At 30.4% G+C, this 20,762-nt stretch carries 20 protein-coding genes; 6 read left to right on the top strand and 14 right to left on the bottom strand.

Translation table 11 applies throughout. The features are described from left to right. Positions 1 to 187 precede the first annotated feature (187 nt). The 3 genes from gdhA (at position 188) to ACZ5SO_RS15370 (ending at position 2,962) form a co-directional block, all read left to right on the top strand. Entirely contained in the window at positions 188 to 1,549 is a 1,362-nt protein-coding gene (gdhA, locus tag ACZ5SO_RS15380; protein ID WP_464625819.1) for an NADP-specific glutamate dehydrogenase, read from the top strand. 213 nt (positions 1,550 to 1,762) lie between these two features. Next, positions 1,763 to 2,428 carry a hypothetical protein gene (locus ACZ5SO_RS15375; RefSeq protein WP_464625818.1) on the top strand — a complete coding sequence of 222 codons (666 nt, stop codon included), beginning with the start codon at positions 1,763 to 1,765 and terminating at the stop codon, positions 2,426 to 2,428. A 150-nt stretch (positions 2,429 to 2,578) separates the two neighbouring features. Then, entirely contained in the window at positions 2,579 to 2,962 is a 384-nt protein-coding gene (locus tag ACZ5SO_RS15370; protein ID WP_464625817.1) for a desulfoferrodoxin family protein, read from the top strand. Positions 2,963 to 3,039: 77 nt separating this feature from the next. Here the strand turns inward: ACZ5SO_RS15370 and ACZ5SO_RS15365 are convergent, their stop codons facing one another. From ACZ5SO_RS15365 to gltX, 7 genes are all read right to left on the bottom strand, one after another. Beyond that, the gene (locus tag ACZ5SO_RS15365) at positions 3,040 to 4,485 is read right to left on the bottom strand and encodes a sodium:solute symporter family protein (protein ID WP_464625815.1); all 1,446 of its coding nucleotides are present in this window, start codon (positions 4,483 to 4,485) and stop codon (positions 3,040 to 3,042) included. A 149-nt stretch (positions 4,486 to 4,634) separates the two neighbouring features. Continuing rightward, complete coding sequence (locus ACZ5SO_RS15360; protein WP_464625813.1) at positions 4,635 to 5,336, bottom strand: ABC transporter ATP-binding protein; 702 nt, start codon at positions 5,334 to 5,336, stop codon at positions 4,635 to 4,637. Further along, positions 5,333 to 6,118 carry an ABC transporter permease gene (locus ACZ5SO_RS15355; RefSeq protein ID WP_464625812.1) on the bottom strand — a complete coding sequence of 262 codons (786 nt, stop codon included), beginning with the start codon at positions 6,116 to 6,118 and terminating at the stop codon, positions 5,333 to 5,335. Before ACZ5SO_RS15355 ends, ACZ5SO_RS15360 begins: the two co-directional genes overlap by 4 nt. Before the next feature lie 3 nt (positions 6,119 to 6,121). Then, on the bottom strand, positions 6,122 to 7,087 hold the full coding sequence (locus ACZ5SO_RS15350) for an ABC transporter substrate-binding protein (RefSeq protein ID WP_464625811.1): 966 nt from the start codon (positions 7,085 to 7,087) through the stop codon (positions 6,122 to 6,124). Between the two features lie 45 nt (positions 7,088 to 7,132). Beyond that, positions 7,133 to 8,392: a tyrosine--tRNA ligase gene (gene tyrS / locus ACZ5SO_RS15345; RefSeq protein ID WP_464625810.1), complete on the bottom strand. Its 1,260-nt coding sequence runs from the start codon at positions 8,390 to 8,392 to the stop codon at positions 7,133 to 7,135. Between the two features lie 2 nt (positions 8,393 to 8,394). Then, positions 8,395 to 9,717, bottom strand: coding sequence for a glycine--tRNA ligase (locus ACZ5SO_RS15340; protein ID WP_464625808.1), 1,323 nt, complete (start codon positions 9,715 to 9,717; stop codon positions 8,395 to 8,397). Between the two features lies 1 nt (position 9,718). After that, positions 9,719 to 11,200, bottom strand: coding sequence for a glutamate--tRNA ligase (gene gltX, locus ACZ5SO_RS15335; RefSeq protein ID WP_464625807.1), 1,482 nt, complete (start codon positions 11,198 to 11,200; stop codon positions 9,719 to 9,721). A gap of 327 nt (positions 11,201 to 11,527) precedes the next feature. Here gltX and ACZ5SO_RS15330 point away from each other — a divergent pair, with 327 nt between their 5' ends. Genes ACZ5SO_RS15330 through ACZ5SO_RS15320 form a run of 3 tightly spaced genes read left to right on the top strand, consistent with a single transcriptional unit; the run spans position 11,528 to position 14,185 of the window. Continuing rightward, complete coding sequence (locus tag ACZ5SO_RS15330) at positions 11,528 to 12,436, top strand: ABC transporter substrate-binding protein (protein ID WP_464625806.1); 909 nt, start codon at positions 11,528 to 11,530, stop codon at positions 12,434 to 12,436. After that, on the top strand, positions 12,417 to 13,430 hold the full coding sequence (locus ACZ5SO_RS15325) for a FecCD family ABC transporter permease (RefSeq protein ID WP_464625805.1): 1,014 nt from the start codon (positions 12,417 to 12,419) through the stop codon (positions 13,428 to 13,430). Before ACZ5SO_RS15330 ends, ACZ5SO_RS15325 begins: the two co-directional genes overlap by 20 nt. Continuing rightward, positions 13,427 to 14,185, top strand: coding sequence for an ABC transporter ATP-binding protein (locus ACZ5SO_RS15320; protein WP_464625803.1), 759 nt, complete (start codon positions 13,427 to 13,429; stop codon positions 14,183 to 14,185). The genes ACZ5SO_RS15325 and ACZ5SO_RS15320 overlap by 4 nt, the downstream gene beginning before the upstream one ends. On the opposite strand, the gene ACZ5SO_RS15315 is transcribed toward ACZ5SO_RS15320, so the two are convergent. The 7 genes from ACZ5SO_RS15315 to ACZ5SO_RS15285 all read right to left on the bottom strand — a co-directional run bounded on the left by ACZ5SO_RS15315 (position 14,175) and on the right by ACZ5SO_RS15285 (position 20,741). After that, the gene (locus ACZ5SO_RS15315) at positions 14,175 to 15,056 is read right to left on the bottom strand and encodes an alpha/beta hydrolase (protein ID WP_464625802.1); all 882 of its coding nucleotides are present in this window, start codon (positions 15,054 to 15,056) and stop codon (positions 14,175 to 14,177) included. The two genes, ACZ5SO_RS15320 and ACZ5SO_RS15315, sit on opposite strands and share 11 nt — an antisense overlap. A 71-nt stretch (positions 15,057 to 15,127) precedes the next feature. Then, positions 15,128 to 15,763 (bottom strand): RloB domain-containing protein, encoded by a 636-nt coding sequence (locus tag ACZ5SO_RS15310; RefSeq protein WP_464625801.1) that lies wholly within the window; start codon positions 15,761 to 15,763, stop codon positions 15,128 to 15,130. 3 nt (positions 15,764 to 15,766) lie between these two features. Further along, the gene (locus ACZ5SO_RS15305) at positions 15,767 to 17,020 is read right to left on the bottom strand and encodes an AAA family ATPase (protein WP_464625800.1); all 1,254 of its coding nucleotides are present in this window, start codon (positions 17,018 to 17,020) and stop codon (positions 15,767 to 15,769) included. Between the two features lie 29 nt (positions 17,021 to 17,049). Next, the gene (locus tag ACZ5SO_RS15300) at positions 17,050 to 17,685 is read right to left on the bottom strand and encodes a CpsB/CapC family capsule biosynthesis tyrosine phosphatase (RefSeq protein WP_464625799.1); all 636 of its coding nucleotides are present in this window, start codon (positions 17,683 to 17,685) and stop codon (positions 17,050 to 17,052) included. Between the two features lie 139 nt (positions 17,686 to 17,824). Further along, positions 17,825 to 18,220 carry a hypothetical protein gene (locus ACZ5SO_RS15295; protein ID WP_464625798.1) on the bottom strand — a complete coding sequence of 132 codons (396 nt, stop codon included), beginning with the start codon at positions 18,218 to 18,220 and terminating at the stop codon, positions 17,825 to 17,827. After that, positions 18,213 to 19,286: a hypothetical protein gene (locus ACZ5SO_RS15290; RefSeq protein WP_464625797.1), complete on the bottom strand. Its 1,074-nt coding sequence runs from the start codon at positions 19,284 to 19,286 to the stop codon at positions 18,213 to 18,215. Before ACZ5SO_RS15290 ends, ACZ5SO_RS15295 begins: the two co-directional genes overlap by 8 nt. A gap of 138 nt (positions 19,287 to 19,424) precedes the next feature. After that, a complete protein-coding gene (locus ACZ5SO_RS15285) occupies positions 19,425 to 20,741 on the bottom strand; it encodes an ISL3 family transposase (protein ID WP_464623959.1) in 1,317 nt (438 codons plus the stop codon). Positions 20,742 to 20,762 lie beyond the last annotated feature (21 nt).

Genomic DNA, 20,762 nt, shown 5'->3' with positions numbered 1-20,762 from the left:
TTAATTATTTTTGTCATTATATCAAATATTTGATGTAATTTATCCAATATTGTAAACTTAAAAGGATCAAAATTACAATATATGTAAATTTTTATTCCTAAAATCTACTTTACCACATGTCAAAAAGAAAATATAATATACAAAAAATTGAATATTTATTCGCTAATAATGCAAGGAGTGTTTCGTTATGCACAAAGAAACTCAAAGAATTTTGGATTATGTAGTACAAAAAGATCCAAATCAAAAGGAATTTCACCAAGCTGTTACAACTTTTTTAACAAGTGTAGATGGAGTTATCGCCGAAGAACCTGAGATTGTTTATCACAAAATTTTGGATAGACTAATAGAACCTGAAAGGGTGATTATGTTTAGAGTCCCATGGGTAGACGATAATGGAAAGCTACAAATTAACAGAGGGTTTAGAATCCAACAAAATAGTGCCTTAGGACCTTATAAAGGAGGTCTTAGATTCCATCCATCAGTAAACTTATCAATCTTAAAGTTTTTAGCTTTTGAGCAAGTCTTTAAAAATTCACTTACAGGACTTCCTATGGGAGGAGGAAAAGGTGGAGCTGATTTTGATCCAAAAGGTAAAAGTGATAATGAGGTGATGAGGTTCTGTCAAAGTTTTATGACGGAATTAGCAAAACACATAGGAGCTAATACCGACGTACCAGCAGGAGATATGGGTGTTGGTGGAAGAGAAATAGGATACATGTTCGGTCAATATAAGAGATTACAAAATGAAGTTACTGGAGTATTAACAGGAAAAGGTTTATCTTTTGGAGGATCTCTAATTAGACCAGAAGCAACTGGATATGGACTTATTTATTTAACACAAGCAGTACTAGAAGCTGAAGATGAAACCCTAGAAAATAAAGTTTGTCTAGTCTCAGGATCAGGAAATGTCGCTCAATTTACTATTGAAAAACTAATTCAACTTGGCGCAAAACCAATAACTATTAGTGATTCAAATGGTGTAATCATAGATAAAGATGGGATAGATGAAGAAAAACTAGAATGGATAAAAATTTTAAAGAATGTAAGAAGAGGAAGAATTAGAGAATATATTAAAAAATATCCTAAAGCAACTTATATTCCAAGAACAGGTAGTGAAGAGTATAATGAACTTTGGAATGTAAAAGCTGATTTAGCCTTCCCTTGTGCAATCCAAAATGAAATTAATTTAATTGATGCTCAACACATGGTAGAAAACGGAATCAAACTAGTTGGAGAAGGCGCTAATATGCCAACAAACTTAGATGCTTATAGATTATTCCAAGCTAAAGGTGTTTTATTTTTACCAGGAAAAGCAGCAAATGCTGGAGGAGTTGCAGTTTCAGGTTTAGAAATGAGCCAAAACAGTGAACGTATTTCTTGGACAAAAGAACAAGTTGATAAGAAACTTGAAACAATAATGAGAAATATTTATAAACAAATTAGTGAAGCTGCTGATACATATAGTACTCATAACAACTTTACCGATGGTGCAAATATTGCAAGTTTCTTAAAAGTCACTGATGCAATGTTAGCTCAAGGATATGTTTAAATTTTAATCATATTATAAATTATCAAACCCAAATTACAAAACCTTAATTTAATTAATATTAAATTAAGGTTTTTTACTTCTATCATTAGATAGAAAAACACAAATAATAAATACTTGTTATTAAATGAATTAAATTAATTGTGCATATTATTGAAACGTATGAGTTAAAAACTATTGACATAAGTTTCAATCATTATTAGTATTATATATACAATGAAGAAAAAATATGTGTTAACAATAATAATTATAATGATATGCTCAAGTTATATGTTTGCTGAAAAAACTACAAATGTTCAACTAAAAAGTGATATAGCAGAAACAGAAGCATCATTTAATTTGTATGAAGGAGAAAGTTCCAATGGTTATATCACAGGACTCTCTCCAATTTCTGAGCAAATAATTAGGACAATTTCTGCAGGTTCTCTACTTACAGATAATAATCCGAACACTTCTTCAATTAAATATTATTTATTTATTTCTTCCAATTTACAAAATGACAAAACCTTAGATATTCAAATTAGTAGCACGGGATTTAACAATGAAGAAATGACTGAAAATATTCCAATTATTATTGAAGTTATTTCTCCGGCAAATTTAACACAATCCACTTCAATTAAGACTTATACATTAACTGATAACCCAATTGAAGTAATTTCAGATTATCTAATTAGGTGCGGTTATTATTTAGAGCCATATACTACAACAAGCAACTATGCTATTCCGAATGCCGACTCATATAATAATTCTAGAGACACATCAACTTCTCTTAGCAACAAAGCCCTATATGTAATGGGACTTTCAATAGGTTGGAACGGTAATAGTAAATTACCTGCAGGTGATTATTCTGCTACAATCAAAATCTCTTACATATTAAATTAATAAAAATATCACTTATTATAATGTTTTTAAAAAAACCTATTGATTTAATTAGTAATTAGTGCTAATTAATAATTAATATCATTTAGAAATGAAAAAAGGTTTTACTTTGAAGTTATTTGTGGTATTATACAATTAATAGGAGATAAAATAATGAAAGAACAAGAATTTTATATCTGTAATCATTGTGGCAACATTATTGCCAAAGTACACGATGCAGGAGTACCTGTAGTTTGTTGTGGAGAAGAAATGCACAAACTTGAACCTAATACAGTAGATGCTGCTAATGAAAAGCACATCCCAGTTGTAACAGTTGAAGGTAACATTGTTACTGTACAAGTTGGTTCTGTTGCTCATCCAATGACTGAAAAACACTTTATCCAATGGATTTACATCCAAACTGAACATGGTGGACAAAGAAAGAATTTAACTCCTTCTGATGAACCAAAAGCACAATTTGCTTTAGCAGATGGCGACAAACTTGTTGCAACTTTTGCTTATTGTAATCTACATGGATTATGGGAAACAAGAGCTTAATAATTAAATAATTTTGTCAAACATGTTGTTACACAATCAAAGATTTGAAAGTGTAACAACTTTTTTTTTAAATTTATCTAATCTTCTTCAAAAGCTAATTCAACGGTAAATTCTTTTGGTGGGAATAATAAAGAAAAGAGTACAAATAAAACTAAACTTAATAATAAGGCTGGAATAATATTATTCACCTTCTCAATACTTTTAATTATTCCTTGATCTAATAAGAAATAAAATACACTTCCACCTAAAATTGAAGCTATGCTTCCAGCACTTGAACTCTTCTTCCAAAAATGTCCAAATACATAAGGACAGAATGTTCCCGCTGCTCTTAAAGTAAAACTAAAGGCAAGTAATGAAATTATATTATCTGCCCATCTAGCTACAAAATATGCAAAAATACCTATAACAACCATCCCAATCTTAGTAACTAATAGCACTTGCTTAGAAGAAGCATCTTTCTTCAAGAAAACTTTGTAAATATCATTACTAAACATTGAGCCTGCACCCAAAAGATCTGAATCGGCTGAAGACATTGTAGCACTTATTATTCCTGCAAATAATAATCCACAAATAATTGCAGGCATTGCTACATTTGCTAATGCCGGTAAAGCATATCTACTATTATTTTCTAGGGCATCAACAACAGAAGGATCAAGTAAGTTTTGATTTTTCATTGCGAGCATTGCTAAACCTAGAACGACAGGAACAAAGGCAAATATAAAATTAATTATGGCAGCAAAGATTGAACCTTGTACAGCAGATTTACCATCTCTAGCTGCGTAATATCTACTTACAGCCTCTTGTCCAACAGAAAATGAAGCTAAATACATAATAACGTAACCAATTATATGACCAAATCCACCAATACCTTTTGTAAAACTTAAAGACTCAGCAGGCACATTTGCTTTTATCGTTGACCAACCTCCAGCTAGTTTAAAGGCAAATGGTATTGCTAAGAACATTCCAATAACAATTAAAAATACTTGAATAAAATCAGTTAAGGTTACTGACCACAAGCCGCCCATTACTGCGTAAATTGTAATTATAATTGCTACAATAGTTATCGCTGTACCATAATTTATTCCAAGCATAATTTCCAAAATTGAAGCACTAGCTTTAAATTGAGCAGCAGTTAATCCTACTAAAGCCAGAATCATAACGATGGCACTAAAACCTCCTGAGAATTTATCATATCTTCTTCTAAAATATTCAGGGACAGTTTTGACTTCAACTTGTCTAAATTTAGGTGCTAAAGGAATCAAAATAATAAAGGCTATCCCCATAGCAATAATGTACCAAGATGCAGATAGCCCCCAACCACCATAACTATTAGCAACAACACCTAATGAACTTCCACCTCCAATTTCAGTAGCAGCTAAAGTTCCAGCCATCAAGAGAGGACCTAGCCTCCTTCCTGCAACCATAAAATCAGTATTAGATTTTACTTTAGTACTTGAATAATAGCCGATTGCTAACATTCCAATCATGTAAACAATCACAATTACAGTTACAATTACATTCATAAAAACTCTCCTCAATAGTTTTTTTTTGAGTAATATTATAACATAATTATTGATTAGATAAAAAAATTTTGACTACCTAATTTTTATCAGACAATTATAAAAATTATTAAACTAATATAGTTAAAAACTATTACAAATTTAGAATATTATTAATGTAAAATTGCATTTAAAATTTGATTTTCAAAAAATCCTATTTTTTCATCACTTAGAGGTTTTTCAGCTTTTAGAGAAATATTTAATTTAGGTTTCTTGGGATTACCTAAACATACAACTCTATCTCCCATTACTAAGGCATCTCTTAAATCATGGGTAACAAATAATGTAGTTCTAGGATCACTTGTCCACATTTCTTTAAACAAGTCTAATACATCATATTTACTTTTTATATCCAAACCTTGCATTGGTTCATCCATTAAAATTAAATTTGAAGGATAAGCAAAGGCTCTTGCGATTGCGGCTCTTTGTTTCATTCCACCTGAAAGTTCACTAGGATATTTTTTTCTATGCTCTGCTAAACCAACCCTCTCCAAATAAAACATAACTTTATCTTTTCTTTCATTTTTATCTTTAATAGAATTTTTAAGGATTATATCAATATTACTAAAGGTTGTTTGACTTTTTAAAAGCCTAGGCTCTTGAAATAAATAACTTACAGCTCCCAATTCTGCATCACATTTTACAATTACTCCAGTAGATGGTTTTTCTAAATTTGCAATTAGCTTTAAAAGAGTTGTTTTCCCACAGCCTGAGGAACCGACAATAGTGCAGATAGAATTTTCTTCAATATCCAAATTAAAGTTATCAAAAATTAAAGTGTCATTATAACTAAAAGATAAATTAATTATTTTCATTCTGCCTTTTTCTCCTTAATTCTTCTAACCACAAAAATAATAGTAGATTCGATTAAGTGAAAAATTAAATCACCAATGGCAGATAATAAAATGGCTATTAATGTCCAAGCTAATACCTCAGCAGTTTCTAATTGGATTTGTGCAAACTGCATTTTTGAACCAACTCCATATTTTGGTATAGTTAAAACTTCAGCTGCAACAACAACTTTCCAAACCATTGATAAAGTTTGTTTTGCACCAAGAGAAAAAGACTTAGCCAATGTGGGAATAATATAATGTCTTATTTTTTGAACAGTTGTAAAACCATAGAGATAACACATTTGATTCATTTCTTCTTCTAAATGTTCTACCGCCCCTTCCATCATCATATACATAATTGGAAAACCCATTAAAAATGCTGAAAAAATAGGGACAGTTCCTGTCTGAAACCAGATAAATGCTAATAATATTACACTCATAACCGGAGTCGTTTTTAGAACAGTAAGAACAGGTGTTAAAAACCAACTTAGCACTTTATACCTTCCGGCTAAAGTTCCAAGTATTGTTGCTAAAACAACTATTATAATAAAGCTTTCTATGGCTCGATAAACTGTTGAAAGTATATTAAAAAGAAAATCTTTACTAGAAAATAATTCAAAAAGCCTTGCTAAGACAACATTCACTCCGGGTAGTAAAATTTGAGAGTCCAATGATAGAGCTGCTATTTGCCAAATTATTAAAAATATTAATACTGAGGCAATAATAACGATTATCTTAGTTAAGGCTTTTTTACTTTTATTCATTTTCTATAAATAGAATCCTTCATCAGGTAGCTTTCCACCAACTGATTTTGGATCAAAATTAAATAGTAGTGTATAATAATTTTCAACTTCTGCTTTAACTTCATCTATACTCTTATAAGTAAGATTACAGTTAGGAATAGCAGGAGCTGCCATTGTAGCTGGCATGATGTTTATAGCTTCAATAGTTTCAGCAGCTTCTTCTGGATTTGCTAAAACAAAATCAACGCTTTCTTCATAAGCTTTTAAAATTGCTGAGACAGCCTTTGGGTTTTCTTTGTAAAAATCATTTTGAACAACTAATACTGTCATTGGATAATTACTAAATCCAGTTGTGCTTTCATAAAGCTTTTGTACATCTAATACTACTTTCATATCAGAATTTTTAGCTAAAACCATAGTTGCAAAAGGTTCTGGTAATAAAGCAGTTTCAGCTTTATTAGCAATCAACAATTGAGATAATTGAGCAGATGAAACAACACTGTAATCTAAATCAAAGTCATCAATTTTTAATCCGTTTTCACCAATTAACATATTAGCCATTTGACTTGGAGTTGCAGAAGGTCCACCTGGAATTTGAATCTTTGAATTCATCCAATTATTTTGATTTGTTGAAAGTACATTTAACATACCATTGCCAATAACAGCTACTAGTTTAATATCTACACCTTTATTGTATAGAATTGCAGCAAGATTAGTTGGTAAAGCAGCTACATCTACTTCCCCATTAGTTAATTTAGCCACAACTTCATTAGGTGAAGAATATACACTAGTATTAACTAAGACATTCGAACCAATTTTACCATTATCACGTGCAATTTTTGCACTTGAAAATCCTGTTGGACCAGCCATTACAGCAAGTTCAACATTGACTTTATTTGCTTGATCTGCTTTCTCAAATTCAGCTTGTGCAAAAAGTGAAGTAGATACAACAAAAAAGATTAAACTTAAAGTAATTATTGTTTTTTTCATAATATAACATCCTTTAAGAAACTATGGCTTAGTGTCGTAATTTCTTTATTTTACCATAATTCTGAAGAAGCGTTTTTTACCAGCTCTGAGAATTAACTCACCTTCTTCATCCAACATCTCATCAGTAACCACAAAATTTAAATCAGTTATCTTTTGATTGTTTATTGAAGCTCCACCACCTTGAACAAGACGACGTGCTTCGCTATTTGAAGAAGCTAAAGATGTCATAGCATATAAAGGAACAACTTGAATTCCTTCTTCTAATTTAGATTTTTCAATTTCTAAACTAGGCATACCTTCTCTTTGGGAAACTGTTGCTACAGCAGAAGAACTAAACATTGCCCTTGCAGCAGTTTTTGCTTTATTAGCTTCTTCTTCACCATGAACAATTTTAGTTTGCTCATAAGCTAATCTTTCTTTTGCTTCATTTATATTAACATTAGGATTATCATATCCTTTGATTTCTTCTAAAGGTAGGAAAGTAAACAATTTCATAAATTTAATTACATCAGCATCATTTACATTTCTCCAATATTGATAGAAGTCATAAGGGGAATACATTTCAGGATCAAGGAATACTGCTCCTTTTTCACTTTTACCCATTTTCTTTCCATCAGCTCTAGTGATTAAATTAAATGTTAAACCATAACATTCAGCACCTTCAATCTTTCTAATTAAATCAATTCCGCTTACAATATTTCCCCATTGATCATCACCACCAATTTGTAAACGACAATTTTCTCTTTGATATAGTGTTAAGAAATCATATGATTGTAATAATTGATAGTTAAATTCAATAAAGGAAAGACCTCTTTCAAGACGTTGTTTATATGATTCAAAAGTTAACATTCTATTAACAGAAAAGTGTCTACCAATTTCTCTTAAGAAATCAATGTAATTTAAATTTGTTAACCAATCTGCATTATTTAACATGACAGCTTGGCCTTTATCACTGTCTTTTTGTTCAGAAAAGTCAACAACAGTTCCTAGTTGTTTTTTAATACTTTCACAGTTTTTTGCAATTTGCTCTGGAGTTAACATTTTTCTCATTTCTGTTTTACCAGAAGGATCTCCAATCATACCTGTTCCTCCACCAACTAAAGCAATTGGTAGATGGCCAGCATTTTGTAGATGATGCATTGCAAAAAATGGAACCATATGACCTACATGGACACTTTTGCCGGTGGGATCTACACCGACATAAAATTTTACTTTTTCTTTATCCATTAAATCACTTAAAGCTTCAATATCAGTACAAGCTTTAATAAATCCTCTATCCTGTAATGTTTGTAAAGCGCTATTCATTTTTAGTTCCTTTTGTAATTCTTTGTTGCTTCTTTAATTGTCTTAACTAAATCTTTCTTTGCAACTCTAATTTGTTTCATAGAGTCCCTAAATCTTAATGTTACAGTATCATCTTCTTTAGTATCATAGTCGAGGGTAACACAATATGGAGTACCAATTTCATCCATTCTACGATATCTCCTTCCAATTGCACCACTTTGGTCATAGAAAGTTGTAAAGTCATCTCTCAATTCCTTTTCAAGCTCTTTAGCCATGTCAGCAATTCCATCTTTTTTAACAAGAGGAAGAATTGCAACTTGAACTGGAGCAATTGAAGGGTGGAAGTGAAGAACAGTTCTCTTATCCCCATCAACTTCTTCTTCATCATAAGCATCACAAAGAGCCATTAGAACATTCCTTGTTAATCCAGCACTTGTTTCAACTACATATGGAATATATCTTTCATTTGTTACAGGATCTAAATAATCTTGAGTTTTACCACAGAATTTAGAATGTTGAGTTAAATCATAATCAGTTCTGCTATGAACTCCTTCTAATTCTTGCCAACCCATTGGGAATAAGAATTGAATATCATAAGCATCTTTAGCATAGAAAGCTAATTCATCACTACCATGTCTATGCCATTGTAGATGTTCTTTTTTAATTCCCATCTTATCGTAGAAAGCCATTCTTTGTTCCATCCAATATTTAAACCATTTTTCATCTTCGCCAGGTTTGACAAAAAATTGCATTTCCATTTGTTCAAATTCACAAGAACGGAAAATAAAGTTTTTTGTTGTAATTTCATTCCTAAATGATTTACCAATCTGAGCTATACCAAAAGGAATTTTTACTCTTGAAGAAGCAACTACATTCTTGAAGTTTACATATATACCTTGAGCTGTTTCTGGTCTTAAATATACAGTTGAAGAAGCATCTCTATTAGCACCAATATGAGTTTCAAACATTAAATTAAAGTTTCTTGGTTCTGTAAAACTATCTTTATTTCCACAAACTGGACATGGAGCATTTAAATCAATTTGATCTGCTCTAAAACGACTCTTACATTTTTTACAGTCAACCATAGGATCACTGAAGTTAGAAACGTGTCCACTAGCTTCCCAAACTTTTGAAGCCATAAGGATTGATGCATCAATTCCTACAATATTATCGTGTAATTGAGTCATTTCTTTCCACCAGAAATCTCTAATGTTATTTTTTAATTGAACGCCTAATGGACCGTAATCATATGCACCATTCAAACCACCATAGATTTCACTAGATTGGAATATAAATCCACGTCTTCTACATAATGATACAATCTTATCCATTGTTAATTCTGCCATTTTATAATTCTCCCTTAAGCATTTCTATTGCTCTATCAATTCTTTTATAACATTCTTCTTTACCTAATAAACTGACTGTATCATTCATTGGTAAACTTACATTACTAGAAGTTAAAGCAACTCTGAGAGGGGTAAATACCGCATTAACTTTAACTTCCATTTGTGTTGCCACTTCACATATCTCGCTTTCAATCTCTTCAAATGGTTTATTACTTTCTAAACCTGCTTTTAAAATATCATAAGCTTTAATCAAAGCTGTAGTAGAAGAAGCTAAATCCATTTTTTTAGCAACAAACATTTCTTTATCAGCAACTTCTGGATTAGTAAACAAGAATTTTGATAACCCAACAACATCAGACAAAACCTTTAACCTAGGTTTAACGCAAGGAATTAATTTATTCAAAATCTCATCTTGCTCTTTAGTTATTTCTTCACTTACAAAACCTGCTTTAATAAGATAAGGTAATACTTTTTCTTTTAGCTGTTCGTCACTTAATTTTCTAATATATTGACCATTAAACCAATCAAGTTTTTTATAATCAAAAACTCCTGGTGCTTTATGAATTTTTGTAATATCAAAAATCTTTTCTAATTCTTCTTTACTAAAAAATTCACTCTTATCATCAAAAGACCAACCAACAAGAGTTACATAATTCATTAGAGCTTCAGGTAGATAACCTTTTTCTCTAAAGTCTCTAACACTTGTTGAACCATGACGTTTTGAAAGCTTTTGACCGTCTTTCCCCATTACCATAGGTAAGTGACAATATACTGGGGGTTCCCAACCAAATGCCTTATACAATATAACATGCAAAGGACCTGATGGAATCCATTCTTGAGCTCTCATTATGTGAGTTATTCCCATCAAATGATCGTCAACAACATTTGCTAAATGGTATGTAGGATAACCATCACTTTTTAGTAAAATAGGATCTGGAGAAACATCTTTATTTTTTCTAGTAATATCGCCCATCAAAATATCATGAAAAGTTGTTTTACCAGTAAGAGGAACTCTTAACCTAATAACCGGCTTAATGCCTTGTCTCTCATACTCATTTCGCTCTTCTTGAGTTAAGTTACTACAATGTCTATCATAACCTTGAGTTGAGCTCTTACTCTTTTTTTGTTCATTTCTAACTTTTTCTAATCGCTCAGGAGTACAATAACAATAGTATGCCATATCTTTTTCAACTAGCATTTTTGCATATTTTTGATATAGTTCAAAACGTTCGCTTTGAATATATGGACCGTAAGGGCCCCCTACTATAGGACCTTCATCCCATTTAATTCCTAGCCAATTTAAAGTCTCATATAAATCCTCTAATGATTCTTTACTATACCTTTCTCTATCTGTATCCTCAACTCTAAGCACAAATTTACCGCCTTGAGCTTTGGCATAAAAATAATTAAATAATGCTGTTCTAACACCACCTATATGTTGTAAACCAGTTGGAGATGGTGCATAACGTACTCTAACACTCATATAATTAAGAGCTCCTTTAATATAAAAAACGTTTAACGTAAGAGTACAAGAATTTGACAATAATGGCAACAATTTAAACTACATTCTAGAAAAAGGAAAATATAAATATTTACCTTATTAATCTAGAATTAATTATATTATCACTTTTATATTTTATTTGTTATTAAATAGCTTTATTAATGAATCATTAATTCATATACTAAAAGAGCAAAAATGAATTAGGTGAAAATCCTAACAGACCAGCTACTGTTAAAGTCAGACCATTTATTATTGCATAACCTACTGGACATGAGGCTATTGCTTAAGCCTCCTACAAGGAGCTTCTTAATGAAAAAAAAATGCATTATTCTTTTACTACTTTTCTTAAGTTTATCTTCATTATTTAGTGAAGGTATTAAAGAAGAGAATATAAATTCTGAGACTTATGAGTTTATTGATTCATATAACAGAAGTGTTCAAGTAGTAAAAAATCCACAAAGAATAATCTCCCTTGGCCCTAATATTAGTGAAATTATTAGTGCCTTGGATTTTGACAAGCTTGTTGGAAGAACTGATTATTGTGACTATCCATCACAAGTATTAGAAATAACTAGTATCGGCTCTATTACAAACCCTAATATGGAAAAAATCATTGAACTTGAACCAGATCTAGTTATTGGCTCTGTGCACTGTCCAAAAGACTTATTAGAAAATCTAACAAAACTTGGAATACCTTCTGTTGCTATTTATGACGATAATTCTCTAGACGGATCTTTCAATATTATCATGAAAATTGGTAAATTAATGAACAAAGAAGATAAGGCCAACGAGATAGTTGAAGCTAATAAAAAACAAGTAGCTCAAGTAATAGATAAAACAAAAGACTTAAAGAAAAAAACAGTATATTATGCTGTCAGCTTTGGAGAGTGGGGAGATTTCACCTCCGGCGGAAATACTTTTATTGGAAAAATGATTGATTTAGTTGGTGGCATAAATATCGCTGAAGATATCCAAGGGTGGAATTATAGTAGTGAACAATTAATAGATAAAGATCCTGAAATAATTATAGTTTCAAAATATTATGATTCAAAAAATCAATTTATTACCACAAAACCTTATTCTTCTCTTACCGCTGTAAAAGAAAATAGAGTTTTTGAAATCGATAATAACCTTTTAGATAGACAAGGAATTAGGAATGCCCAAGGGCTAGTAGAACTTGCAAAAATTATACACGGAAATGAATTTAAAATTGAATAAAAACAAAACTATTATCTTTATTTTGATACTGCTTGGAATTTGCTTAGTAGGTTTTTCCATTTCTAAAGGAAGTGTAAAAATTCCTATAAAAGAAGTCTTAGCCATTATTTTTAATCAAGACAATGTCTCTAGAACACATAAATTTATTATAATTAATTTAAGGATTCCAAGAACTATAACAGCCATCATAGTTGGTATGAGTTTAGCTATTTCAGGTGCAATATTCCAAACTTTATTTAAGAATCCTTTAACTGAACCCTATCTTTTAGGTATTTCATCCGGAGCAGCTTTAGGTGTTGCTATAGCAAGCGTATTTAATCTCTTATCAATAATACCAGGAATTTGGGGCACCTTCGTTTTTGCCTTCATATTTGCCCTTCTAACAGCTTTTATCATTTTTGCTCTTGCTGGTAAAAACCGTTCTTCCCTTCTTATACTACTATTATCTGGCTTAGCTATTAATTTCTTTTTTTCAGCGTTAAATTCCCTACTTTTATATTTTAACAAAGACAAATTAGAAAATATTATTTATTGGCAAATGGGAAGTTTTAGTTTGAGCAGTTATGAAAAAATACTTGTGACATTACCAATTATGATAATCCTTATTATCATTTTACTTTTTAAAACAAAAGAGTTAGATGTTCTCCTTTTAAGTGATGATACAGCATTTTCAATTGGACTTGATGTACATAAACAGAGAATATCCCTTTTATTAATTACAACATTATTAACTAGTATTTGTGTAGGACTAGCTGGAATTATTGGTTTTATTGGCTTAATTATTCCACATGTAGTAAAACTTCTCTTTGGAGTAAAACATAAAGTTGTTCTACCTTTATCACTTTATTTAGGAGCAATATTTACCTTACTATGTGATATTATAGCAAGAACTCTTATTCCTAATACAGAAATTCCTATCGGAATTATTACTGCATTATTTGGAGCACCATTCTTCTTATACATATTAAGAAAATCAAAGGCAAACTTATTATGAATATATTAATTAATGAATTAGACTTTTCCTACATAAATAACGAAATTTTTTCATCGTTGAATCTTAATTTTTCTAAAAGAAAATTGCATGGAATTCTAGGACCAAATGGCTGTGGAAAAACAACGCTTTTAAAAACTATCCTAAAATTATTAAAAATAAAGGATTCCTCTATTTTTATTGATGAGATAGATATAAATAGTATTAATAGAAATAAATTTGCAAAACACATTGCTTATGTAGAGCAAAGTTCAACTCAATTGCCCCAAATTATTGTTCAAGATTATATTAATTTAGCTAGGTATATATATCCAGATTACAATCAAAAACAAAATAAGGTAGTAGAAGATATAATTAATTTATTAAAAATAGATAATTTGAGACTTAAATATTTGAACCAACTAAGTGGAGGAGAATTACAAAAGGTCATATTAGCTAGAGCCCTAGCTCAAGAAACAAAAATATTAATTTTAGATGAACCTACTGCTAATTTAGATCCTCTCCATCAACTTGAAATAATGAAAATACTAAAAAAATTAGTTAAGGAAAAAAACTTAACTATCATTACAACACTTCATGATATAAACTTAGCCCTCTCCTTTTGTGATGAAATTGTTTTATTAAACAAAGACAAAAAAATTCAAGGACCTACTGATAAAATTATTAATAAAGAAAATATTAAGAGATACTTTGAATTGGACAGTAGTTTTACAATAAATCCATTTACTAATAAAGCCTATGTAATACTTAATCACTAAAAGACTTAACTATAGAGTCATTACACAAATCTCTTTTTATCTCATCATTAAAATATTGACAGAGATGATTTACTCCTTCTATTGTTTTTATTTCAAGTGGGGTGTTTAATTTGTTTTTTAATAATTTTTCTACTTTTTTACTATCTATAGAAGGATCTTTTTCTCCTAATATACAAATTGTTTTTGAACTTATTTTAGGTAAAGCTAAATTGCCTTCTTCTCTCAATTTATTTAATTCAAGAAGCTGTGAAAAAACTAACTTTGACCAATAGTTAGAACCTAAAATCCTATCATCTCTCTCTGTTCTTTCACAGATCCCCCAAAATGATGGATCTTCATTCCAAGCAATAGATATTTCTTTTTTAAACAACTTCATAAACTTAATTTTATTTTTATTAAATCCTTTTATTACAAAAGCAGGTGCAATTAAGGCCAACCTTTCAATTTGAAATTCTTTAGCAATGATTGCTGCAAGAAGTCCTCCCATTGAATGTCCAGCTACATATACATTGTCATATTCCTTTTTTAGATATCCAGTGGTTGACCGTGCTACAGACAGCCAATCTTTACTTGAAGTTTTTAGAAAATCTTCTTGATTTATTCCATGCCCAGGAAGTCTCGGACAATAAACATCAAAACCAGCTTGATATAATTTTAATCCTAAATAAGACATCTCACCAGGATATCCTTGATATCCATGTAGTAAAAGCACTGCTATTGAACTTTTATGTTGATGACTCATTTTCCAAGGGGTTGCACATAAAAGAGGAGTTGACAATTCCATATTATAAAAAGGCTCTAGCAAATCATGAAGTGGATCGAGAAAAGTTAGCCTTTTATATCCATCACAGAGTTTCACTATTTCATTCATAAAAAACCACCATATATAAAATAAAACTATTTTAGAAAAAAAACTAAAATAGTTTTATTTATTTTTTTATATTACATTCCAATTGTTCTTTGATTTTGAGTAAAATTAGCTGCACCACAATTTTCAATAATAGCTAAGTGAAGATCAATATAATTAATTGCAGGAAGTCCTAAAACTGGCTCTACAGCTTCATTATATGCTCTAGCATTTCTATTAGCCTCATTGTCTTTAACACAGATCATTTTATAAAAATCTAAGCCATCAGTTTTTAAATATTTAGCTGTATTTTTAAAATCAGGAATTTCTTTCTGAATTGCTCTATTTATACTATCCCCATCGGTAATTAAGCCATTTGCCCCTCTAAAGTGGAAAAGATACCATAAATTAATACCAGGATTACTCCAACATAATTTAACTCTTTTTCTCTTAGCTATAGGAAGGAGGCTTTTAACAATTTCCACATCAACATCAAGATCATCAAAGGAAAAGACTAACCAAACTTCATTGAATTTTCCCTGAGTTCTTTTTTTAGAAGCTAAAGAAATTAACTTTTCTAAATCCTTTTCTCCTCCAGCCCAATCTACACTGAGATTAGAATATCTTGCATCCTTTCTAACTTGAGAGAAAAATAAAGCTTCTTTTTCATCTGCCCCAACTATTAACATAGTTCTACGAGGTGGTTGATTTTTTCTTTTTCTAGTTTTCATAGCTTATTTATCCTCCTTACCATCAACAAAGAAGAAATCACTAAGTAATGGTAGAGCACCAAAGGCACCATTCATATATTGTTCACTTGTTAAATCTCTGCTTCTTGAATATCTAAATTCTGCTAAAGAGAAATAAACAGTTTCACTTTTTTCATTTTTTTGAGCAAAATAAACACCATCTCTTCTTAAAAGCCCTGGAATTAATAGTGAAGGATTACAATCAACAGCAAGCAACTGAGATCCTGTAGCTGAATTACATTCTTCAAATATTTCAATTATATGTTTCAATACATATGGATGTAATAACATTCCAAAGTCATCAATAATTAAAGTTTTTGGTTGAATAAAACTCTCAAAGAAAGCTATTCCTATCAAGCATAAACGTCTAAGTGATAAACTTTCTAAAGAATAATATGTAGCATAAGATTGCATTACATTCGTATGAGAGAATACAAGCCGATTATTTATAACTTGAATATTCTTTATATCCGTTATATCAAGAGACCATAAAAAGTTAATCAACTGTTTGACCCAATCTGGATGATTAGTTATTTGCTCAATTATATATTGCTCACTTATTGAAGAAACACCCATAGGAAGAATGTGTAAGTTTTCTTTAAACCAAGTTAAAACAGGAGTGGTTGTTTCACTACCTTTTAAAGCAGCTTGAGATAGGAAGGCATGTTTCTCATCAATTTTCTTAACTAATCTCTTTTTTTCACCTCTATACATTTTACCAAAACGGTATTTATATGTAATTGGAGAGTCTTCATCAGCTAATGGATCTACTTGTTCAGTTCTTTCAAACATTAATTTTTTACTTCGATTAAAAACAAAATACAGAGATTCGTGTGTTATTTTTTTATTATTAGCTGAAAATGAATAAATTCCAATTACAGAAGGTTCTTCTTCAAGGTTATCTACATTTCCCTTCTCCAACAAAAATCTAAGAGTTATTGTACAAGGAGTATTTCTCTCTTTTGTATATGCAAAACTAGTTCCTGAAAGGATCTGCAATGGATTTTCCACATCTTGTGAAGAACAGAGAATACTTTTTAGCGATTCAAGTGCACGTACAAATGAACTTTTACCAGCTCCGTTAGGTCCAATGATAGCTGCACTTTTAATTAAGTTTAACTTATCATTTACTTGAACGGTCTTCGATTTTGGAAATCTATTATCCTTAATTGCCTCAAACGATATTGTTTGAGGATCCTTAACGGATTTAAAATTCGCAATGGTCATATCTAATAACATGCGACATTCCTCCCTTAGCTACTAACTATTTATAAATATATTTTTTCCATTCTCTCTATCAGATATGGATATTTCCCAATTTGTTCCAAATAAACTAAAGGCAATTTAAAATTACCATGATTATCTGTGGCAATTAAATCTGCAACTTTATTTTCAACAAACTCCGTAGCAGAACCATTAGCAATAGCTGAAGCATTTACCTGAATTAATACTCCCATATCAATTAATTTTTCAAGATATGGAGATCCAACTCTCAAATAAGGATATCTCTCTACATGCGCCAATATAATTTGAAGCCCACTATCGAGAACATCTTTAAACTTATCTATAAAATCAAGTGGAGCTAATGTTGTAGGCAACTCAATCAACTGATATGTAGATTGAATCGGAATACCAACAATCTGAGCCTGATTTTTATAGTAATACTCTGACCCCAATATGAGTTCAATATTATACCCTAAAGCAATATCTCTCACTTTATTGTATGTTTCCTTAATTTCAGAAATATTAGTTCTTACATAAGGATTATACAAATGTGGTGTACAAACAATTTTAGAAAACCCAGCTTTTGAATAGACGTCTAACATTTTATCAAGTTCATTCAATTTTAAAGCGCCATCATCAATATTTGGTAATATGTGGGTATGCACATCTATGTAACTCATAACGAAAGTATACCCTAATTAGTTAATAAAGTGAAGAAAAAAAGTCAATAACCACAAAAATAGGCTACTGTTATTAAATAATAGCCTATTTTTATAATAGAAATAGATTTTTTGTACTAAAAGAAGGAAAATATTACCATCATTTGCTATATTTAGCATCTAACTCGCTCCAAAAAGGAGGAATTTTTTTTCCAGAAATAATTAAATTGGGAAAACCATTTTTTGATTTATGATCAAAAATCCATTCAAAAACTAAATTTTCCTCTAAAACATCTAAGCCTCCTAAGATAAAAACTTGATCAAAGGCTTCACTACTTACCCATCGTTTAAATTGAGAGAAGGCATTTTCACTCTTAGTTGACTTATATCTTTTGTAAACAACGGGACTGTTTGGCAAGATAACTAAAGAAGAAGCAAAATCTATCACACCAATTTTTCCATCTATCTTATAAGAGGAAAAGACCTCTTTCCCATCACCATTTTCTACTACAATAATTTCTTTTTTTTCTGTTGCTTCCATATTGTTCCTAATCATTTATTTGTTCTTGAGCAATACTTGTATTATCTCTATATTCTTTCATTCTTGAAATTTGTTGAAATGAATCTGCGTCATCATATTGCTCATATACTTCAGTCATTCTTTCAATTGCTAAATCTCTTTCTCCAAGAGCTTCCAAAACTATTGCTGAATTATAACCTGCGGCATATAATTTAGATTCACTCCAAGCTTTGTCAAAATTATCATAAGCTATTTGTAACCTACTTTTTTTTGTTGCTTCAATTCCTGCGTCAAAATAAGGATTATTACTTTTATCAGTTTTTAATTTAACATTTGTTGAAATATACTGAGGAGAAATATCTTCAATTATTTCTTCTTCTCCTTCTAATAGAGCACTCTCATAGAGGGTTTCCATTGAAGGAAGAGAAATTAAATCATCATCATATTCAACATCATTTGTTACAGTCTTACTAAATGAATCTGAAGCTAAAATAGAGCCATCATTTAAATCTATTATTCTAAAGCTATATTTTATAGTAGCTTGTTGTACAATTTTAACTTTTCTCTCTGTTGATTCAATATATTCATCTTCTGATGAATCCGTATAATAATCTGGATTTCTTTCGATTTTATAATTCCCGATTATTGGATATTCTTTATAATCTATATAATCAATTTGACTAATCAATAAGGCTTGAGCTCCTAATTTCTGTAGATTTTCGACAGCTTTAACTCCATATTGAATATTATTTATATACTCATCAGTTATTGCCGGTTTGATTAATTTAAAATAAGAAGTTCTATATAAATCATCATATAAAGTATCAGTAAATGTCTCAGCAACATCATATACTATACTTCTATCATATCCTGAAAAAACGGTATCCTCAAAATCATCATATTCTACAGAAACCACAGAACTAGCAAATGGCGGATCAGTTGAAACTATCATAGAAGCAATTGCTAAATTTTGATATTTTGATAAATCATATTTTGCAGGTTGCAAATAAGAGACGGTAACTGTTGTTGCACATGCACTAAGTAAAATTAAAGAGACAAACAATAGAACAAAATAAGATATTGACTTCTTCAATCTAGCCATAACTAACTCCTAAAATGAATGAGGTATAAAAATAATACCAATATATAAGAAAAAAATTACAAAAAATAAAGGCTCTTCTAAACTATTTGTGGGTTAGATTCTATTAATTCTCTTGTTAAGTCCCTTTGTTAACTGATTTTATCTATTAGCTAAAGAGATTTTTATGTTACTACAAACCAAAAGTACAGAATTGAGTAAATTATTTATGTTTCTAAACCCGTAAGCTCTTCTAATACAGAGTTTTATTTTGTTATTTAAAGCCTCAGTTTTTGCATTGCTAATATTGTATGTTCTAGTTGCCATAATAGCATCATAGTGTCGTTTTATTTTTCTTCCAAGATCTATAAAACTTGGTATTCTGCATCTTCTAGCCCAAGATAACCATGAATCTAAATGTTCTTTAACTTCATCCATATCATCAAGCTTGAATATAAATCTAAGCTCTTCTTTTAGCCTATATGCTCTATATAATTGATTATCATTAAGCTTTATCATTTCCAATTTTTCTCTCTGATTTTTTGTTAAGTTTTCAGGGTTCTTGCGTAAGGCAAATTTAGAATTTTTTATAATCTTTGATTCATCTATTGGTTTCTCATCTCCTTTCTTAGGTCGTCCTCTACCTCTCTTCTTTGGTTTTCCTTCCTTCTGTTCAAGTATTGCTCTTGCTCTTTGGGAGGCAGCTTTTCTTACATCATCTAAAGCAACTTGTGCCCATCCAATTGCATGAAAAGGATCAATACAACGCTCTGCATTAGGAATATATTTATCTAGACAAGCCTTTATCCATCTAGCTCCATCACCACTAACAGTCTTAATAGAGGCTCTCTGTTCTGGACTTAAATATTCAAAGAATTTAGATAAAGTTTTTTGATTATGTCCTTCCTCTGCCCATATAACTGTACTATCATCGTTATTTACAACTGTTGTAATATAATTATGTCCTTTTTTATAGCTAGTTTCATCAATTCCAATATTAACTAAATTGTTAAACCTATCTTCATAATTAGGAGCAATATCCCATAATACTCTATTAATAATATCACCAACAGTATTCCAAGAAACACCCATAAACTCTGATAATGTTTTCTTGCTTAAATTAAAAGCTAACCAGGCTACTTGATTTTCAAAATCTTTAGTAAATCTAGAGTTATGCCTAGCCCAAGGAACTGCTGCAGTTATAACACCATGATCTGGACAAGTTACTCGATTAGTACTTGCTAAAACATATACAGCAATAGTTCCAACATCTAAAGATCTCCATTTTCGTAAAGTATTATTTTTGTCGTATCCTGGTAATTTTTTTCCACAGATTGGGCATCTGTTCTGCTCTCTTTTATATGATTCCACATGAATATAAAGCTCTTTAATATTTTTAGAATTATTAATTAAATTCCAATTTAAAACTTTTACATTATTGACACCAATTAATTGTTTTAATAAGCTCTTGATAGTCACTGGTTATACCTCTTTTGTTGG

Source organism: Pleomorphochaeta naphthae (assembly GCF_055396005.1).
The sequence above is the reverse complement of the archived record's forward strand: the minus strand, read 5'-3'. Positions and strand labels throughout refer to the sequence as shown.

What these genes read in the sequence shown, in the direction of transcription:
- gdhA (WP_464625819.1), top strand. Translation starts at nt 188, where the DNA reads ATGCACAAAGAAACTCAAAGAATTTTGGATTATGTAGTACAAAAAGAT.
- ACZ5SO_RS15375 (WP_464625818.1), top strand. Translation starts at nt 1,763, where the DNA reads ATGAAGAAAAAATATGTGTTAACAATAATAATTATAATGATATGCTCA.
- ACZ5SO_RS15370 (WP_464625817.1), top strand. Translation starts at nt 2,579, where the DNA reads ATGAAAGAACAAGAATTTTATATCTGTAATCATTGTGGCAACATTATT.
- ACZ5SO_RS15365 (WP_464625815.1), bottom strand. Translation starts at nt 4,485, where the DNA reads ATGAATGTAATTGTAACTGTAATTGTGATTGTTTACATGATTGGAATG.
- ACZ5SO_RS15360 (WP_464625813.1), bottom strand. Translation starts at nt 5,336, where the DNA reads ATGAAAATAATTAATTTATCTTTTAGTTATAATGACACTTTAATTTTT.
- ACZ5SO_RS15355 (WP_464625812.1), bottom strand. Translation starts at nt 6,118, where the DNA reads ATGAATAAAAGTAAAAAAGCCTTAACTAAGATAATCGTTATTATTGCC.
- ACZ5SO_RS15350 (WP_464625811.1), bottom strand. Translation starts at nt 7,087, where the DNA reads ATGAAAAAAACAATAATTACTTTAAGTTTAATCTTTTTTGTTGTATCT.
- tyrS (WP_464625810.1), bottom strand. Translation starts at nt 8,392, where the DNA reads ATGAATAGCGCTTTACAAACATTACAGGATAGAGGATTTATTAAAGCT.
- ACZ5SO_RS15340 (WP_464625808.1), bottom strand. Translation starts at nt 9,717, where the DNA reads ATGGCAGAATTAACAATGGATAAGATTGTATCATTATGTAGAAGACGT.
- gltX (WP_464625807.1), bottom strand. Translation starts at nt 11,200, where the DNA reads ATGAGTGTTAGAGTACGTTATGCACCATCTCCAACTGGTTTACAACAT.
- ACZ5SO_RS15330 (WP_464625806.1), top strand. Translation starts at nt 11,528, where the DNA reads ATGAAAAAAAAATGCATTATTCTTTTACTACTTTTCTTAAGTTTATCT.
- ACZ5SO_RS15325 (WP_464625805.1), top strand. Translation starts at nt 12,417, where the DNA reads ATGAATTTAAAATTGAATAAAAACAAAACTATTATCTTTATTTTGATA.
- ACZ5SO_RS15320 (WP_464625803.1), top strand. Translation starts at nt 13,427, where the DNA reads ATGAATATATTAATTAATGAATTAGACTTTTCCTACATAAATAACGAA.
- ACZ5SO_RS15315 (WP_464625802.1), bottom strand. Translation starts at nt 15,056, where the DNA reads ATGAATGAAATAGTGAAACTCTGTGATGGATATAAAAGGCTAACTTTT.
- ACZ5SO_RS15310 (WP_464625801.1), bottom strand. Translation starts at nt 15,763, where the DNA reads ATGAAAACTAGAAAAAGAAAAAATCAACCACCTCGTAGAACTATGTTA.
- ACZ5SO_RS15305 (WP_464625800.1), bottom strand. Translation starts at nt 17,020, where the DNA reads ATGTTATTAGATATGACCATTGCGAATTTTAAATCCGTTAAGGATCCT.
- ACZ5SO_RS15300 (WP_464625799.1), bottom strand. Translation starts at nt 17,685, where the DNA reads ATGAGTTACATAGATGTGCATACCCACATATTACCAAATATTGATGAT.
- ACZ5SO_RS15295 (WP_464625798.1), bottom strand. Translation starts at nt 18,220, where the DNA reads ATGATTAGGAACAATATGGAAGCAACAGAAAAAAAAGAAATTATTGTA.
- ACZ5SO_RS15290 (WP_464625797.1), bottom strand. Translation starts at nt 19,286, where the DNA reads ATGGCTAGATTGAAGAAGTCAATATCTTATTTTGTTCTATTGTTTGTC.